This is a genomic window from Streptomyces sp. NPDC001292, assembly GCF_042896465.1.
GTDB lineage: Bacteria > Actinomycetota > Actinomycetes > Streptomycetales > Streptomycetaceae > Streptomyces.
Genome location: NZ_JBIAXG010000031.1, coordinates 72,949 through 89,395, shown reverse-complemented (window position 1 = coordinate 89,395; position 16,447 = coordinate 72,949). Strand labels below are relative to the sequence as shown.

At 72.3% G+C, this 16,447-nt stretch carries 16 protein-coding genes and 1 pseudogene; 5 read left to right on the top strand and 12 right to left on the bottom strand.

Features of this window, described 5'->3' with window-relative positions:
• The first annotated feature begins 9 nt into the window (after window positions 1-9).
• Complete coding sequence (locus tag ACFY4A_RS28400; protein ID WP_390832182.1) at window positions 10-441, top strand: Hsp20/alpha crystallin family protein; 432 nt, start codon at window positions 10-12, stop codon at window positions 439-441.
• Between the two features lie 64 nt (window positions 442-505).
• On the opposite strand, the gene ACFY4A_RS28395 is transcribed toward ACFY4A_RS28400, so the two are convergent.
• The 9 genes from ACFY4A_RS28395 to ACFY4A_RS28355 form a co-directional block, all read right to left on the bottom strand.
• Entirely contained in the window at window positions 506-1,126 is a 621-nt protein-coding gene (locus ACFY4A_RS28395) for a V-type ATP synthase subunit D (protein WP_390832181.1), read from the bottom strand.
• Window positions 1,123-2,517, bottom strand: a complete 1,395-nt coding sequence (locus tag ACFY4A_RS28390) for a V-type ATP synthase subunit B (protein ID WP_390832180.1) — start codon at window positions 2,515-2,517, stop codon at window positions 1,123-1,125. The genes ACFY4A_RS28395 and ACFY4A_RS28390 overlap by 4 nt, the downstream gene beginning before the upstream one ends.
• Window positions 2,514-4,160, bottom strand: coding sequence for a V-type ATP synthase subunit A (locus ACFY4A_RS28385; RefSeq protein WP_390832179.1), 1,647 nt, complete (start codon window positions 4,158-4,160; stop codon window positions 2,514-2,516). Before ACFY4A_RS28385 ends, ACFY4A_RS28390 begins: the two co-directional genes overlap by 4 nt.
• Before the next feature lie 152 nt (window positions 4,161-4,312).
• The gene (locus tag ACFY4A_RS28380) at window positions 4,313-4,822 is read right to left on the bottom strand and encodes a hypothetical protein (RefSeq protein WP_390832178.1); all 510 of its coding nucleotides are present in this window, start codon (window positions 4,820-4,822) and stop codon (window positions 4,313-4,315) included.
• On the bottom strand, window positions 4,819-5,046 hold the full coding sequence (locus tag ACFY4A_RS28375) for a V-type ATP synthase subunit F (protein ID WP_390832177.1): 228 nt from the start codon (window positions 5,044-5,046) through the stop codon (window positions 4,819-4,821). Before ACFY4A_RS28375 ends, ACFY4A_RS28380 begins: the two co-directional genes overlap by 4 nt.
• Before the next feature lie 2 nt (window positions 5,047-5,048).
• On the bottom strand, window positions 5,049-5,462 hold the full coding sequence (locus tag ACFY4A_RS28370) for an ATP synthase subunit C (RefSeq protein WP_390832176.1): 414 nt from the start codon (window positions 5,460-5,462) through the stop codon (window positions 5,049-5,051).
• Window positions 5,447-6,889, bottom strand: coding sequence for a V-type ATPase 116kDa subunit family protein (locus ACFY4A_RS28365; protein ID WP_390832175.1), 1,443 nt, complete (start codon window positions 6,887-6,889; stop codon window positions 5,447-5,449). Before ACFY4A_RS28365 ends, ACFY4A_RS28370 begins: the two co-directional genes overlap by 16 nt.
• Window positions 6,876-7,805 (bottom strand): hypothetical protein, encoded by a 930-nt coding sequence (locus ACFY4A_RS28360; protein ID WP_390832174.1) that lies wholly within the window; start codon window positions 7,803-7,805, stop codon window positions 6,876-6,878. Before ACFY4A_RS28360 ends, ACFY4A_RS28365 begins: the two co-directional genes overlap by 14 nt.
• Window positions 7,802-8,275, bottom strand: coding sequence for a hypothetical protein (locus ACFY4A_RS28355; protein ID WP_390832173.1), 474 nt, complete (start codon window positions 8,273-8,275; stop codon window positions 7,802-7,804). Before ACFY4A_RS28355 ends, ACFY4A_RS28360 begins: the two co-directional genes overlap by 4 nt.
• 128 nt (window positions 8,276-8,403) lie before the next feature.
• Here ACFY4A_RS28355 and ACFY4A_RS28350 point away from each other — a divergent pair, with 128 nt between their 5' ends.
• Window positions 8,404-9,270 carry a CBS domain-containing protein gene (locus ACFY4A_RS28350; protein ID WP_390832172.1) on the top strand — a complete coding sequence of 289 codons (867 nt, stop codon included), beginning with the start codon at window positions 8,404-8,406 and terminating at the stop codon, window positions 9,268-9,270.
• Between the two features lie 73 nt (window positions 9,271-9,343).
• Here ACFY4A_RS28350 and ACFY4A_RS28345 read toward each other — a convergent pair.
• Window positions 9,344-9,913: pseudogene (locus tag ACFY4A_RS28345) on the bottom strand (response regulator); the annotation flags it as partial.
• 88 nt (window positions 9,914-10,001) lie between these two features.
• Window positions 10,002-10,658 carry a CBS domain-containing protein gene (locus ACFY4A_RS28340; protein WP_390832171.1) on the bottom strand — a complete coding sequence of 219 codons (657 nt, stop codon included), beginning with the start codon at window positions 10,656-10,658 and terminating at the stop codon, window positions 10,002-10,004.
• A gap of 593 nt (window positions 10,659-11,251) precedes the next feature.
• Here ACFY4A_RS28340 and ACFY4A_RS28335 point away from each other — a divergent pair.
• Entirely contained in the window at window positions 11,252-11,710 is a 459-nt protein-coding gene (locus ACFY4A_RS28335) for a Crp/Fnr family transcriptional regulator (protein ID WP_390832170.1), read from the top strand.
• 44 nt (window positions 11,711-11,754) lie between these two features.
• On the top strand, window positions 11,755-12,408 hold the full coding sequence (locus ACFY4A_RS28330) for a CBS domain-containing protein (RefSeq protein WP_390832212.1): 654 nt from the start codon (window positions 11,755-11,757) through the stop codon (window positions 12,406-12,408).
• Window positions 12,409-12,881: 473 nt separating this feature from the next.
• Here the strand turns inward: ACFY4A_RS28330 and ACFY4A_RS28325 are convergent, their stop codons facing one another.
• Window positions 12,882-14,612 carry a GAF domain-containing protein gene (locus ACFY4A_RS28325; RefSeq protein WP_390832169.1) on the bottom strand — a complete coding sequence of 577 codons (1,731 nt, stop codon included), beginning with the start codon at window positions 14,610-14,612 and terminating at the stop codon, window positions 12,882-12,884.
• A gap of 771 nt (window positions 14,613-15,383) precedes the next feature.
• On the opposite strand from ACFY4A_RS28325, the gene ACFY4A_RS28320 reads away from it, so the two are divergent.
• Window positions 15,384-15,878: an HPP family protein gene (locus ACFY4A_RS28320; RefSeq protein WP_390832168.1), complete on the top strand. Its 495-nt coding sequence runs from the start codon at window positions 15,384-15,386 to the stop codon at window positions 15,876-15,878.
• Window positions 15,879-16,447: the final 569 nt, after the last annotated feature.

The following is a 16,447-nucleotide window of genomic DNA, read 5'->3' as shown; positions in this document are numbered from 1 at the left end:
GGTACGGCGATGACCGCACTGTCACGCAAGCAGAGGTTCGCGTTCCCCGCGTTCCCGGAGATCCCTGACTGGTTCGAGAACCTTCCGGCCCGGTTCGCCATGCCCACGATGGGCGACCTGTACACGGTCCGGATCGAGGACTACACCGAGGAGGGCCGCTACGTGATGCGGGCGGAGCTTCCGGGCATGTCGCCCGAGGACATCGACGTCTTCATCAGCGACGGCGTGCTGACGGTTCAGGCCGAACGCACCGAGAAGGACGTCACGAAGAATCACAGCGAGATCCGGTACGGCGCGATGAGCCGCAGCGTGTCGCTGCCGCCCGGTGCGGACGAGGACGACGTCAAGGCCGACTACGCCGACGGCATGCTGACCGTCAGCGTGGGCCTGGGTGCCGAGAAGGCGGAGGCGAAGCACGTGGAGGTCCGGCACGGCAAGTGACACCGGCCGACGATTTATGGCGGGCCCCACACGGGCCCGCCGTCGGCGCGCCTTGCGCGGGGTGTCATTGGCCCGTGCGGGTGGAGGCCCAGCGGCGTCGTACCGCTTCTTCGTGTTCGGCCTCCTCCAGCGCCAGTTCCATCGCTGCCAGTTCGTCCTGCAGCCGGGGGATCCAGTGCCGGCGTAGGGCCCGGACCCGCTGCCGCGTCCGTTCGGTTTCGGCGGCCAGTAGTTCGGCGGCCGCTTGGTGGGCGGCAAGGTTCGCCGCGGCGCGGACCGCGGCACGGTAGGCCGTCTCGGCGTGCGCGAGGGCCGTGTTGGGGGCTGTCGGTTCCGCCGGGGAGCGTACGGGGTCCGTCCAGTCCACTTCTGCCGGGTGGCTGACGCCCATCAGTGTGGCCCATGTGACGTCGATGCGCGCCCGGTCCTCGGGCGCCGTCAGGACCAGCGCGTGTTCGCCGCCGAGTAGTACCCCCCGCAGCAGCCAGGTTTCGGCGTCGGCCAGCTTCTTCCGCCACACCCGGCTTGCGTCCTCGGCTGCCCGTCGCGCCGTGTGCTCCCGGTCCAGCAGGAGCCTGAGTTTGCGTTCCAGCAGGTCCGCTCCACGCACGGCCGTGGCGAGACTGCGGCGCAGCCGCAGCCGCCCAGCTCGTCCCGCTGGAACCCGGCGCCTCCGCGGGCTCATCGCGCCTCCTCGTCCTGCGGTGGAGTGTGGGTGCCGAGCAGGTCGGCCGGGAGCATGCCGAGCTGGCTGCGCGGCAGGGTCAGCAGCACCTCCCAGGCCCGGTCAAGGGAATCGTCCAACGACCGGTCCTCGGTGGTGCCCTGCGCGAGGAATCGGTGCCGGAAGGCGTCTTCCAGGTCCAAGTGGCGCAGATCGGTCGGGCTGAGCGCCGACCGTCCGATCAGGTCGGCGAGCTCCGCCACCTGCCGGGACCGGGCCAGAGCGGCGATCAACTGTGCGGCGACGGCCGGATGGTCCGCGCGGGTCCGTCCAGCTCCGGTTCCCTTGCGCATCAGACGTGACAGCGAGGCCAGCGGATCCACGGGCGGATAGGTGCCGACGGCTTGGACATCGGCGGACAGCACGATCTGCCCTTCCGTGATGTAGCCGGTGAGATCGGGGACGGGGTGGGTGATGTCGCCCGCGGGCATGGTGAGCACCGGCACGATGGTGACCGATCCCGGTCGGCCCTTGATCCTGCCGCAGCGTTCGTAAAGGGAGGCGAGGTCGCTGTAGAGGTAGCCGGGGTAGGCCCGCCGGGCCGGTATCTCGCCGCGCGCGGCCGACACCTCGCGCAGCGCCTCGGAGTAGGCCGTCATGTCCGTCATCACCACCAGGACGTGGCGGCCCTCCGTGAACGCCAGGTGTTCGGCGACGGTCAGGGCGAGTCGCGGGGTGAGCAGCCGCTCGATCACCGGGTCGTCGGCGGTGTTGAGGAACAGGACCAGTTCCCGTGCGGCGGAACGCGCGGCCAGCCCTTCGCGGACGAACGCCGTGTCTGCGTGCGTGAGCCCCATGCCGGCGAACACGACCGCGAACGGCTCACCCCCACAGGTCGCCTGAGCCGCGATCTGCACCGCCAGTTCCAAGTGCGGTAGCCCCGCCGCCGAGAACACCGGCAGTTTCTGTCCGCGCACCAGCGTGGTGAGCACGTCCACCGCGCCCACGCCGGTGAGCACCGGTTCGTTCGGCGGTTCCCGGCGTACCGGATTGATCGGCGCGCCGCCGACTGCCGCGTACGACCCGCCGAACACCGGCGGCCCGCCGTCGGCCGGTTCGCCCCGCCCGTCGCACACCCGTCCCAGCCATCCGGTGCCCACCGGGATCCGCAACGGCGTGCCCGAGAAGGCGACCCGGGTGCCGGTGCGGTTCATGCCGGCGGTGTCCTCCAGGACCTGCACCACCGCGAGGTCGCGGTTCACCTCCAGGACCAGCCCGTGCCTTCGTTCACCGGAGTCGAGGACGATCGTGGCGAACTCGTCCCAGCCGACGCCGCCGACCCCTTCGACGACCACCAGCGGGCCGCGCAGTTCCCGCACGCCCGTGTACTCGATGAACTGGGGGCCGGTCATGCCGCTTCCTTGAGCCGGGCCAGCACGGTGTCGCGCGCCGCGGTCACCGGAGCCGTCTCCGCCGGGCCGGCCGTCTCGCGCGCCCGCAGCAGGGGGGTGAAATCGACCGCCTCGACGGCATCCACGGGGGTACCGGAGTCCACCAGCTCCGCACAGCGGTCGATCACCGTCAGCACCGCCTCCACCAGGGCCGCGGTCTTCTCGGGCGTGCTGTAGGCGTCCGCCGGGGACAGCGCGTTCTGCTGGACCGCGGCCTCGCGCAGCAGCCGTCCGGCGAGCACACTGATCCGCTCCCGGGGCGGCAGGGCGGTGATGCCGACCAGTTCGACGAGGTCGGCCAGCCGGTCCGCCTCCGCCAGCTGCCGTGCCACCCGCCCGCGCCGCTCGGCCCACTCGGGGTCGTCGGCCCGCGCGTGCGCGGCGGCCAGCCCGGAGGCGTCCCGGGAGAAGGACTCCGACCAGGACACGGCCGGATAGTGCCGTGCGTAGGCGAGATCGCGGTCCAGGCTCCACAGACACCGCACGAACCGCTCGGTGTGCGCGGTGACGGGCTCGGTGCGGTCGCCGCCCGGTGGGGACACGGCACCGATCACCGTGACGGACCCGTTCGCGCCGCCGAGTGTGCGTACGGCCGCCGCCCGCTCGTAGAACGCGGCCAGTTGGGAGGCGAGCCCTGCCGGATAACCCTCCTCGGCGGGGAGTTCACCCATGCGGGAGGCGAACTCGCGCAGTGCCTCCGCCCAGCGGGACGTCGAGTCGGCGATCAGGACGACATCGAGGCCCATGTCGCGGAAGTACTCCGAAACCGTCGCCCCCGTGTGCACACTCGCCTCACGCGCCATCATCGGCATGTCGGAGGTGTTCGCGATCGTCACGGTCCGCTCCGCCAGACGGCCCCCGGTCCGCGGATCAGTCAGCTCCGACAGCTCCTCCATGACGTCCGCCATCTCGTTGCCGCGCTCGCCGCAGCCGACGTAGACGATCACATCCGCGTCGCACCACTTGGCGATCTGCTGGAGCAGCATGGTCTTGCCGGTGCCGAAGCCACCGGGCACGGCGACCGTGCTGCCCCGCGCCACAGGGAAGAGCAGGTCGACGGCGCGCTGCCCGGTGTTCAGGGGCACGTCCGCCGTCAGTCGCCGCGCGACCGGTCGCGGCCTGCGCACCGGCCACGCCTGCGCCATCCGTACCTCATGCCCGCCCACCACGGCGAGCACGGCGTCCGAGGAGTGCTCGCCCGCCGACGCGATCCGAGTCACCTTGCCCGACAGGTCCGGAGGCACCAGAAGCCGCAGTGGCACGCTCGCGCCGATCTCCCCGAGGACGTCACCGGCCGCGACCCGCGTCCCCTCCGACACCCGTGGTGTGAACGACCAGTCACCGAGGTCCGGTTCGCCAGTCGTCGGCCCGCTTGTGGTGAGAAGGTCGCCGGTGCCGGCCAGAGGGCGCAGCAGACCGTCGAACACACCGCCGAGGAGACCAGGGGCCAACCGCACCGACAGTGGTCGCCCCTGGGGTTCCGCGGGATGGCCGGGGGCCAGCCCGCCGGTGTACTCGTAGGCCTGGACGGTGGCCGTGTCGCCGTGGATGGCGACGACCTCGCCCGGCAGCCGGGCGTCGCCCAGCACGACCAGATCGTGCATGGCGACAGCAGGAGGGCAGGTGATCTCCACGAGGGGACCGGCGACGCGGAGGATCCGGGGGCGGTCCGCCCGGCCGGTTGCCGGAGCACTGCTCGGGACCTGCGCAAGCGGGTCCACGCCAGGTGAGTCCGACGCCTGGTTGCCGACGGCGGTCACGGTGGCCCCCAAAGCGTCTCGGTCTGGAGACCCAGCCTGTCCAGGGCGCGGTCGGCGAGGGCGTCCGCCGACAGATCAACCCGGCGGCCAGGCGTTTCGGCCGTCACTCCGCCCTCCGCGGCGGCCGTGACCCGCGCCTCCGGTCCCAACCGGGCTCGTGCCACCTCCGCCAGGCGCGACTGCGAAACCGCATCCGCAGCCAGCGCCCGCCGCACGCCCGCGCGAACCGCGGCCCTGAGCGCCGTGTAGACCTCGGCGCGGGCCGCGAGTTCCACCGCCCAGGCGTCCTGTGCCGCCCGAACCCGTTCCCGGGCCGCCTCGGCGGCACCGTCGGCCTCGCCGAGTTCCCGGGCCCGCGTGAGCACTGCCTCAGCCGTAGCGCGAGCTGCGCGCACAGTTGCAGCCGCGTCGGCCCGTGTACGGTCCAGGACGGCGTCGGCCGAGGCGCGTGCCGCGCGCAGCAACTCGGCGCGTACGGGGTCCAGCGCATCCAGGGGCGCGGTCATGACGGCAGCACCACCGTCAACGGCCGGGCCGGTTGGGGCGCCGTCGCCGCGTCCCCCAGCACCTCGGCGGCCTCGGCCGTGAGGATCACCAGGCCGACCGTGCCGGGCAGCGTCCGCCAGGCCTCGCGGACGGCGTCCGGTTCCTCCGCGACGAGGACATCGACCCCGGCCAGGGCCAGCCCGCACACGTCGGTTCGTGCGCCGATGGCGGCCACGGTGCCCATCGTCAGGCCTTCGCGATCAACAGGATCGCGACCACCAGCCCGTACACGGCGATGCCCTCCGCCAGACCGACGATGACCATCGCTCGGCCGAACATCTCCGGTCGCTCGCTCAGCGCGGCCAGCGCCGCGGCTCCCGTGTAGGCGACGGCTATCGCGGCTCCTATCGACGCGCCGGCCACCGCGATGGCCGCCCCGATCAAGGCGGATCCGTTGACTCCGCCGGGCGCGGCGGCCTGCGCCGAGGCCTGCGCGGGGCCCGCCAGTGCCGTGGCGAGGACGGCGAAGGCGCCGCCCAGCAGGGCGAGGTTCGTGGCCAGCAGCCAGCGGAAGGCGTGTTTGGTCCGGCGCCGCCGCAGCAGCCGGGCGGCGCCGAGCACCGCGGTCAGGACCGGAAGGACGATCAGCCAGGTGAGCATGGGATCACCTTCGTAGCGGGGTCGGCAGATGCCGCCGGGGAAACGTGCCAGGGACGGAACGGTCGGCCTTCTGTCTCGAAGAGCCGGGAGAAGAGTTCGTAGAACTCCAGCCGCAGGGCCTGCACACCGGCCACCAGGGCCTCCAGGCCGAAGGACACGGCCGTGCCCACGACGAACAGCAGGGCGGCGCCCGTGACTCCGGCGGCGCCACGCCCTGCCAGGGCCGTGGTGCCGCGCCACACCAGACCTGCGAGCGCGGCATGGGTGAGGCCGAAGGCCGCGAGCCTGGCGAACGACAACGTGTTGGTGCCGGTGCGCACGACGACGTCGAACAGCCGCACCGCCGTCTCGGCGAGTCCCGCGCCGCCGCCCGCCGTGGCCCGGAACAGGCCCGACGCCACCAGCGCCAGCCCGGCCACGGCAAGGGCGCCCCCGGCCACGGCCGGGTCCCGCAGGTGCAGGAGCAGGCCCGCCGCGGCCAGAGCGAGCCCCAGATGGAACAGCAGTCCGGCACAACCGGACGCCGCGTACAGTCCCGTGCCCCAGCCGCCCTCCCGCACGCGGTTCACCGCGCCGGCGGCGTGCGCGAGCGCCAGCAGACCGGCCCCGAGCACCACGGCGGCAGCCAGCAGGCGGGTGGGATCCTCCAGCGGGCTCAGCCACAGCACCGGCAGCAGCCCGGTGGGCCCGAAGAACTCGCCGTAGGCGGCGCCAGCGAGCATGGAGGCCGCTCCCGCGCCCGCCAGGAACGGCCACAGCCGGCCCAGCCGGGCCCACCGCCGGAGCCACCCGAGGCGCAACGCGAGCGCGCCGAGCAGCAGCAGCGCCCCGTGCCCCACGTCACCGAACATGATCCCGAACATCGCGACGTAGGCGAGGCCCGCCGGCCACGAGGGGTCGAGGTCCGCGTAGGCGGGCGTGCCGTACGTCGTCACCAGCGGTGTGAAGGAGGCGGTCCGGCCCCGCCGCAGCAGTGTCGGGGGATCGGTTCCGCGCGGGGAGGGCAGCGGCAGCAGCGCGCCGCCCGCCGCGGCCAGCCGCGCCGCGACACGGGGAACCTCGGCGGCCGGGCACCACCCGGCCAGCGCGGCGACCTCCCCACGCCGTACGGCGCCTTCAGCACGCTCCTCCAACTGGGCCTCGCCCGCCAGCAGAGCGACGCTGCCCCGCTGTTCGAGCAGATCGAGATCGGGCGCGGCGGCTGCCAGAACAGCTGGAGCGGCGCTCTCGGGTTCGGCGGTCGTCCCCCGTCCGCGCAACCGCTGCAGCCGCACGGCCGCCGCTCCCGGGGCGGCCTCCTCGGCGCGGTCCAGCTCCACGCAGCCGGCTTCGGCGATACGCACGAGCGTGTCCCGCAGGGCCACTTGCGGCACGACCACCGCCACACGGCGCATCCGGACCGGCGTCACCGCCTCAGACCAGGGCATCGAACGCCTCCCCGGGCCGTCCACTGCGGGCCGCCGATTCCAGCGCCGCCCGCACCCGCCAGGCGTCCACGGACAGCACTGCGACCGCACCGACGACCACCCCGGGCCCGTACCGGCCCTCGCGCAGCATCGCCGCCCCGTCGGACTGCACCGTCCGCCACCAGCGGGCCTCGGCCCGCCACAGCTCGTCCGGCTCGTCGACATCCGCCAGGACCCAACCGGCCGCCGAGGGCAGGTGCTCACGGAATTCCTGGTATGAGGCGGCGGCCGGCGCCCGCGTCCCGAGCAGCCGTGCCGCATCGCGCCGCACGGGTTCCGGAAGAGAGCGGTGGTGTACGAAGAGTTCACGCGCCGCGAGCAGGAGCGCGCGTCCCTGGGCCCAGCGGCGCGCGGACGGTACCGCGACAGCGGTGCGCCGAGCGGCGGCCATCCGCATGCCCGTGAGCAGGGCCCACGGCGTGTCGCCGCCCGGGTCACCCCAGGGTGAGGCGGTGAGGGCCGCGCGCAGTTCCGCGGGCGTCCTGGCACGCTCCAGACTTCGCCAGGCAGTCTCCAGCGCCCCGAGCCGGTACGGCTCGGGCGCCTCCGCGCGGCGACCCTCCGGTGCGGGCAGCCGGGCGACCACGTTGGCGATCTCGAACCCGGCGGCGAGCGGAACGAGCAGGCGAGCACCACCCGGCGGCAGCCATCCGGCCAGAACCCGCAGATGCCACAGTAGGGTGGCGGCCACCGCCCGCTGCGCCTGCGCCAAGCCCGCCGCTGTCCGCGCGTATCGTGCGTACGGCGTCGTGGACAGGCGCCGCAGGGCGTCGTCGAGCGTCCGGCCACGGGCGATCTCCCGCGCCCCACTGGCCCCCGGATACCGGCCGACGAGGGCTTTCGCCCGTACCGCTCCGGCGACCCAACCGGCACTCATGGCTCTCGCGCCCCGCCTGCCAGACGCAGTGCATCGGCCACCGCGCGGTCCACGAGGTACGGCATGCGCTCCACGGCCCGCACGCGGATCGCCGAGGCCGCGCACTCGCTGGCGGCGCGCAGGGCGTCGGCTTCCCGCTGCGCCTCCCGGAGGAGTGGTTCAGCGGCCTGTCCGCGAACGTCCGGGGCTTTTTCCCGCGCGGCCGCCACAAGACGTTCGGCTTCGCGCGAGGCGTCCCGCCGAAGGGCCTCGGCCGCCTCCTGAGCGGCGGCACGGATCCGTGCCGCCTGCTGTTGAACATCCGTCAGTTGGGTGAGGGCAGGCTCCAGTTCCGCGGCACGCTCCGCCGCACGGTCGGCGGGCACGCCCGTGGCGGACGCTCCCGGCGTGCCAGCCGGACGAAACCGCTCCAGGAAGTTCCGCAGGCTCATCGGCGGCCTCCTGCCGATCGGCTGCTCCTTCAGTTTCACCGTTCCTCGTCCGCCCCGCACCGGATAGGGCCGTCACGCCGTTCCACCAGGGCCGTTCGGCTCTTGGCACGGTCAGGGAGAGCGAAAGACTGGGACGGTAGGCAACTCCACGGAGTCAGGAGGCCACCGTGAACGCGCACGAGAACTTCCGCGCAGAGGCCGAGGCCCGGCGGGACGCGCCCTCCAGCCCCTGGAGCCCCGAGGAAACGGCACAGCAGGAGAGGCTGCTCCGTTACCTGGGTGCCGTGGCCACGGCCGCGACGAAGCACGCGGGCACCGCGGCCGAACAGCCCGGCACGGAGGGGCAGGCACCGTCGGCCGCCACGCCCACGCCGCGGCCGGCACTCCCCGAACCCGGGGTGCCTTTGGTCCGGGACGTGATGGACGTGCCCGCCGCCTCCCTCCGCGAAGACCTGCCGTATCGCGACATCGCCCGCTTGCTGGCACGGGAGCAGGCGGGTGCGCTCCCGGTCGTGGACGCCGAGGACCATGTGGTCGGCGTTGTCTCGGAGTCCGATCTGCTGGCGAAGGTCGCCTTCGAGGCCTCCGGTCACCGGCCCGGACACATCGGCAGGCTCCGTGAGCGCCGTATGCACGGCAAGGCCCGTGGTGAGACGGCCGCCGACCTGATGACAAGCCCTGCGATCACGGTGCTGCCCGGCGCGACGGTTGCCGAGGCCGCCTGGCTCGCCGCGCTGTCCCGGTTGAAGCGAATGCCCGTCACCGATCGCAAGGGCCGTCTGGTGGGCGTCGTACGCCGTGACGTGCTGCTGCAGGCGCTGATCAGGGACGATGCCGGCATCCAGACGGAGGTGCAGGCCACGATCGAAGCCTGCTGTCCCCCGGCGGACCGGGAGACCGTGGACGTGACCGTGCACGACGGCATCGTGGAGCTGACCGGGCGGCTGCCCTCGGCGACGATGGCCCGGCTGGTGGCCCAGGTCGAGGAGATCGCCGACGTCGTCGAGGTGAAGAACCTGCTCACCACCGCCTGATCCCGGCCGCCGTCATCGGACCATGGGGAGCGTGGTCCTTGGCGTGGTGTGCAGCCGTGGGGGCCGGATTCGTGCTGAGACCGTCACCGATCAGCGCCAGGATGTCCCGTTCCCGGGGCGACAGGCCGGCCGGTTCGGGCGGCGACGACGGGACATCGGCCGGGTCCGTTCGCAGGGATCGCATGAGCCGGGCGGTCATCGCCGGGTTCAGTCGACGGCCCCAAGGCGACGGTGCGCACTGCCGACATCAGGTCCGAGCCCTTGATCTGCTTGAGGACGTATCGGGACGCGCCGGCCATGCCGGCGTCCAGCAGGGCTTCCCCGTCGTCGAACGAGATCAGCATCGGACACGCCGGCTCCGGCATCCGGTCGCGCAGTTCCCGGCAGACCGAAATGCCGTCGCTGCCGGACAGGCGCACGTCGTGGACGGCGACGTGCGGGCGCAGGGCGGGGCCCGGGCGAGCGCGTGGTCGGCGGGGTCCGCGTCGCCGACCACGGAGATGCCCGGTGCGGCGTAGAGGAGGTCGGCCAGGCCGCGTCGTACGACCTCGTGGTCATCGAGCAGGAACACGCGGATCGGGTCCTGCTCGCTGAAGGTGCGTTCTCGGTCATTGGCGACCCCACGTGCTGCGGACGGTGACAGACCGCCGACTCTCCCGGACGATCATCTGTCGGTGCCGGTTGTACTCGGGCCGACCGGATCCAGTCACCCGTGGCGGCATTCCCTCCGGCTATCGCGTCGTGCTGTCGTGCGCGAGGTCGAATTCCACGTCCACCACCCCTTCGACGGCCCTGACCAGTCGTGCGGCGACAGGGACGAGGGCGGTGTCACGGACCCGGCCGGTGAGCGTCACGACACCGTCGTGCACGTCCACCTGCACCGCCGACGACGGCGGCGGGAAGAGGTACGACGCGACCTCGCGCCGCACCTCCTCGGCGATGTCCTCGTCCCCGCGCAGGAAGACCTTGAGCAGGTCGACCCGGCTGACGACGCCCGCCAGCAGGCCGGCGTCGTCCACCACCGGCAACCTCTTGACCCCCTCGCGCGCCATGATGCGCGCGGCCTCGGCGAGGGTGGCGCTGGTCCGGACCGTGACGGCGGGGCAGGACATGACTTCTCCTGCGGTGAGGCCGCCGGCCTTCGCCACGTTGACGGGCTGACGCCGCTGGAGATAGTTGGCATCGGGGCTGTCCCGGAGTTCCTCCTTGGGCAGCAGGTCGGCCTCGGAGACCACACCCACTACCCGGCCTTCGCCCTCGATCACGGGCAGGGCGCTGACCTGCCAGTCCTGCATCAGCTGCACGATCTCCTTGAAGGGGGCTCGAGGGCCGACGGCGGCAACCGTGTGGGTCATGACATCGCTGACGATGTGCGGGGTGCCGTACATGGTGACTCCGTGAGGGCCTCGATGGGGTGTCCGGCTCCTTCCAGGGTGTGCCGGGAGGCCGGGGACGGGCCAGGGGCCGCCCGGCCTTCGGACGGGCCGTCCGGCCTCCACGCTGCGGAGGGGCGGTCGGTCCCCGATGGGGTCGTGCGGCCCCTGACCCCGACAACACCGCGGCGCCACGTTGGCACCGGAACCCTCAACTCGGGAGGTGGGGCGAGCTGTCGTACAGGCGGGACCGGAAGACCCGGCATCTCGCCCCCGCGTCGAGGGGGCGACGATCACGCGACGGATGCGGGTGGACAGGCGCCCCAGTCTCCGCACGAGCCCGCGAGCCCGCGCCTCAGGAGCTGCGGACGCCGTCGGGACGGCCCCTGCCCCACTGAGAGCTTCCACGGAGCTGCGGCGGGACCCGGTCGATGGCAGGCCGGGCCACCGCGTCTGGTGTCCTTCCTCCACTGCGGTTGCCTCCAGCGTGCGGAGGTGGCGGACCGCGCATGAGCCGAAGGGCCCCCGGCCGGGTCCGGGCGGCCCGTGGTGCCGGGGCCCAAAGGCGCGCACGCTGGGATCAACAGCCCATGAAGGGAGCCGGTGCGATGACCTCCGCCACCACCATGATCACGGCTCTTGAGCCCGTACACCGCGAACGGCTGGTGCGCCTCGCTCATGAGGTCTCCTTCGACGTCGGCACCCGCCTGTTCGAGGAGGGCCGCCTCGCCGATCGTTTTTGGATCGTGCGTACCGGCACCATCGCCCTCGACCTGCACGTGCCCGGCCGCCGCCCCGCCGTCATCGAGACGCTGGGACACGGCGAACTGGTCGGCTGGTCCTGGCACTTTCCGCCGTACACCTGGCACCTGGGTGCCGAGGCGATGAGCCCGGCGCGGGCCTGGGAGTTCGACGCCGAGGCGGTGCGCGCGACATGCGCGGAGGACGCCGAGTTCGGCCGAGCCATAGCGGTGTGGGTGGGACGTGTGGTCGCACAGCGGCTGCATGCCTCGCGCATTCGGCTGCTCGACCTCTACGCCCCCTTCGGCAGCGGAGGCCTGGCGTGATCACACAGGTGCTCGGCCCTGCCGAGGAATTCGAGGAGGAGAGCATGCACAGCAGCCCGCACCGGGTTGGTGACGTGATGACGCGCGCCGTCGTAGCGGTGGGCCGCAAGGCTCTGTTCAAGGACATCGTCGAGCGCATGGAGCAGTGGAAGGTCAGTGCCCTTCCGGTACTGGAGGGCGACGGCCGGGTGATCGGGGTGGTCTCCGAGGCCGACCTACTGCCCAAGGAGGAATTCCGGGACAGCGACCCCGACCGGTTCACCCAGTTGCGCCGGCTGACCGACCTCGCCAAGGCCGGGGCGGTCTCCGCCGAGGAGCTGATGAGCACGCCGGCCGTCACCGTCCACACGGACGCCACGCTCGCCGAGGCGGCACGCATCATGGCCCTGCGGCACGTCAAACGGCTGCCCGTGGTGAGCACCGGGGGTGTGCTCGAAGGCGTGGTCAGCCGTGGCGATCTGCTGAAGGTGTTCCTGCGCCCGGACAACGAACTCGCCGACGAGATCCGCCGTGACGTCGTCGACGTCCTCTTCCCGGCCCCGATCGAGCCTGTGCACGTCATGGTGACCGACGGCGTCGCGACCCTGACCGGACGCGTCGCGGAGTCCGCTCGAATTCCGCTGGCCACGCGCATGGTCCGGGGTGTCGAAGGGGTCGTGGGCGTGGACTGCCGTCTCACCGTCGGCGACGCCGAATGACCCGCTTCCTCCGCATCCGATTTGCTTGACCCTCCTGGCCGTTGGGCCGGGTCTTCGACTCGGCCTCAGGAAGCCTTGACGATTGAGTGGGACCGGCCGCGGGCGTTGGGGGACGGAGTCGGCGGCGATGATCACCGCCTGCCCCCGCCCAGGTTCGCCGCTGGGGGCCGATCTGCAACCACTCCTCATCCCAGGCGTCCAGGCGCCGCCGCAGGAACCGCGTGTGGATCAGCCGGCCTCCGGCCCAGACCGTCGCGCCGACCGGCGGAGCGACCAGGGCGCCGGTCGGAGCCACCTGCGGCCTCGCCCCCGTCCCGCTGGGTGGGTGCCGTTCTACGACACCTACAGGCTGCGCCGACGAGCCGTCCCGGAGAATGCGTCGAGTGGCCCGTCACAGGGGCCCTGCGACCGGCTCGTCGATGCCTTGAGTTCCCTCGCCCGGACCCGCGCCCGCTCCCAAAGTGTTCCGCCGCCTACGCGACGGGGAGGGGGACCCGCCAGTGCAGTGTGGCACCGCCCCCGTCGGAGCCGGACACGTCGAGGTGCCCGCCCAGATGTTCCGCCCGCTCGGCGATGTTGTGTAGCCCGCTGCGCCGACCGTCGGGTGCGATGCCCACGCCGTTGTCCGAGACCGTCAAGGACACCTCCTGGCCGTCGGTCGCCAGCACGACCTGTGCCCGGTCGGCGTGGGCGTGGCATGCGATGTCGGTGAGCGCCTCGGAGAGGACGGCCACGATGTGGTCTGCGATCTCGCGCGGCACATCGGTGTCAACCAGGCCTTCCATGCGCACGCTGGGCGCGAATCCCAGCGCTGGGGCTTCCTCGCCCACCACGCGCACGACCCGGGCCCGCAGCCCGTCGTCAGCGCGGCCCGTGCGGGCCCGCAGCCCGAAGATGGCCGACCTGATGATCTTGATGGTCTCGTCGAGGTCGTCCACGGCCCTCAGCACGCGGTCGGCGGCCTCCGGGTGTTCGATGAAGCGGCCCGCGCTCTGCAGGGTCATGCCGGTGGCGAAGAGCCGTTGGATGGCTAGATCGTGCAGGTCCCGGGCGATCCGGTCGCGGTCTTGCAGCAGGGCGATCTGCTCGGCGTCCTTGCGGCGCTCGGCCAGTTCCATCGCGATCGCGGCCTGCGCGGCGAAGCCCTGCAGCCTCTCGGTCTCCTTGCCCGAGAACACCGGCTGGCCGGCCTCGCGGGCCACCAGCACCACACCTCGGACGCCGCCTCTCCCTTCCCCGGTGCCGATGGGGACGGCCGCGGCCGGACCCAGGCCCTGGAAGCGCGGCGGCTCGGGAGAGATCCGCTCGTCCTGCTCCACGTCGTCGCTGGCGACCGGGGCGGCAGCCGAGAAGGCGAGGCCCATCAAGGTCCCGGACAGGGGTAGTACGAGCCCGCGGTGCGCCTCCGCGTCCATACCCACGGCGATCTCCACGGTGAGGGACTCGGTGTCCGCCATGGGCATCGCCACCGCGGCCAGGCCCGACGCCGTGATCTCGCGGGCCCGCTCGGCGATCAGTCTGAGCGCCTCGGTGCGTGCGCTGGCAGACATCAGGCTGTGGGTGATCTCGGCGTTCGCCAGCAGCCAGCGCTCGCGCAGCCGAGACTCCTCGTACAGCCGGGCGTTGTCGATGGCCACGCCGGCCGCCACGGCCAGCGTGGCCAGCAACGACTCGTCCTCCTCGTCGAACTGCACCCCGCCGCGCTTCTCGGTCAGGTACAGATTGCCGAAGACAAGATCACGCACCCGGATCGGCACGCCCAGGAAGCTGTTCATCGGCGGATGGTGGGCCGGAAAGCCGTAGGAGGCCGGGTGCTGGGAGATCTTCTCCAGCCGGAGCGGCTCCGGGTTCCGGATCACCTCACCGAGGATGCCGTGGCCCTCTGGCGAGTGGCCGATAGCGGCGATCTGCTCGTCGGTCACACCGACGGTGTGGAAGGCCGACAGAGAGGTGCCGTCGGGGCCGATGACCCCCAGGGCGGCGTATTCGGCGTCGACCAGAACGGCGGCAGCCTCCACGATGGAGCGCAGTGCCTGTTCGACGTCCAGTTCCCGACCGACGGAGAGCACTGCCTCCAGGAGACTGTGCACCCGATCCCGCGTGTTCCGGGCCGTGTTGATCCGGGCCTGCAGCTCCTCCAGCAGCTCGTCGAGCTTGAGCTGAGGCAGCCGTACACGGGGCTCCGCCCGGCCCCGTCCCGCCATTTCCCCTCCAGTGCTGGTACGGACTGTTGGGGTTCTCTGCCACAGTAACCGTGCACGGCGGGGAACGGCAGCGCGGCCGTCCTCGCGGCCGGCAACCGCGTTCGACGGGGGAGCCGACACGACCTCGGCGCTCGGAGGCCGTTTGCCCGCCCTGCGGGATCGAGGAACCTCCCCGGCGCCCCGCCGCCCTTCCAGGCCGGGGGACCGATACCGCGAAGCCCAGGAGTGGCGTCATGGTCCGCTCTGCGTACGACCCCGCGAAGGTGGCGTCGACGGCTATTCGGGTCGCTTCCCCGCGGCCACCCGGTCGGCCGCCTGCCGGGCGGAGGCCGGACTGACGGAGAAGAACCGGAGCCGTATGTTCTCCGCGGCATCTCCTCGTACAGCCGCAGAACGTCTTCACGGTCGGCCGGGCCCGCCCGCCGTATCCGTACGGTGGCGCCGTCGGTCAGTAGGGCCTGCACGGGAGCCTCGTGGATGCCGGTCATCGCGAAGTCTCCTTCATGACGCTGGGTCTTGAGCGTGCGGCCGGTCACCGGGGCAGCCAGGGGCTGACCGGGTGCAGTGCCGGGCCGAGCGGCCCTGTATCCACGGCCGGCCGTGGGGCCACCGGCCCGCGGCGAGGCCATGCGGCCCCATGACAGAGGACGCCTGTCGGGTGAGCGTGAAAGACACCGGGCACACCACTCGCACCGCCTGGCAACGACGACTGAGCAGCGCGTCGAGCCGTGGTCACGCGGGCCGACGGGAGCCCAGCACAAGGAGGCGACCGTGAACGAGCAATCCACGGTGCGGAGTCTGATGGATGCCGCCCCGTACTCGGTCAGCGAGGACGAGAGCGTGCTGATGGCCTGGGAGGTCATGGAGAGGTCCGAGCAGCGTCAGCTCCCCGTGGTCCGCGAGGACGGCTGCTGCGCCGGACTCCTGGACCGTGCTGAACTCGCCGTGGTCTGCGCGGCCGCCGCTACGACGCTGTCCGGTCGCAGGGTGCGCGATCTCGTGCACGCCCGCCGGACCGTGACGGTTCACCCCGAGGGCTCGGTTGTGCGCGCGGCAGCCGTGATGACGGACGAGCATCTCGACGCCCTGCCGGTCACGGATTCGCACGGACGACTGGTCGGCCTGCTCACGGCCCGGGACTACGTCGCCTCCGCCGCGGGGCTGCACAGCCGAGCCGCGCCTGCCGGCCAGGACCCCACTCGGGCCGCTCTGCCCGGGCTGCCGCCTCGCCGCGCAGCGCGGCAACGCGGAATCGTCATTCCATAGCAGGCTGCTACTGGGGCCACTCGGACCGCCGGGTCAAGCGCATCGACGGCGTACAGATCGCGGCGCCCCTGCTCACCACGGTCTACACCCGCGACGGGGACCGCTACGACGAGAACGGCATGGTCGTGGACACCTCCGCGCTCAAGCGGACAATGAACCTGGACATGACCTTCGACGGCGGCACGACCGTGTGGCACTGGGACTCGCCGGCCCCCACCCCGGGCCGAGGACCGGCTGATCCTCGGGGAGGAGGAACGGGTCGCAGGGTCGCAGCGCCGCGGTCATCCGCTTGTGTCCCTGATCGACGGCCGACTCGTCGGCCCCACGGAGATGGAACTGGATACCGGCCCGGCGCTGAGGATGAGGTGATCAGGTCCCGCACCGAGATGGAGACCGGCCACACCGAAGCGGCGCTGCGGTCGTTGCTCGAAGCCGAGCAGGTCCGCGAGTTGGCGCTGGGTGAGCCTGGCCAGTCGGCTTTGTGGCCGGGCTCGTGGTCTTGCCGCAGACGATCACAGGCGCTTCAATGCACCCACCCCCACAGGAGGAACACCCGATCCATACCCAAG